Source organism: Vibrio sp. 10N.222.52.B7 (assembly GCF_041474275.1).
GTDB classification, from domain to species: domain Bacteria; phylum Pseudomonadota; class Gammaproteobacteria; order Enterobacterales; family Vibrionaceae; genus Vibrio; species Vibrio crassostreae_C.
Genome location: NZ_JBFRTU010000199.1, coordinates 909 through 1,203, shown reverse-complemented (window position 1 = coordinate 1,203; position 295 = coordinate 909). Strand labels below are relative to the sequence as shown.

Annotated in this window: 1 protein-coding gene; it reads right to left on the bottom strand. The window is 48.1% G+C overall.

Going from position 1 to position 295, the window contains the following annotated elements; all coding sequences use genetic code 11:
• A partial coding sequence (locus AB4512_RS22360) for an aldehyde dehydrogenase family protein (RefSeq protein WP_372175732.1) occupies nt 1-295 on the bottom strand: 295 nt, incomplete at both ends.

The following is a 295-nucleotide window of genomic DNA, read 5'->3' as shown; positions in this document are numbered from 1 at the left end:
GCATCGATGTCCGCATCGTCAAACACGATAAACGGAGCATTACCGCCAAGCTCCATCGAGGTGCGTTTGATGCCTTTTGCCGCTTGAGCCATCAAGATACTGCCGACGCGAGTAGAGCCAGTAAAAGAGATCTTCTTGATCAATGGGTGTGATGTGAATAGCTCACCAATCTGTTCTGGGCTATCACCTAATACGACTTGAAGTAGATCCTTAGGGATACCCGCTTGGTAAGCCAGTTCGACCACAGCAAAAGCAGAAAGTGGCGTTTCGTCAGAAGGCTTCACAATAAAACTAC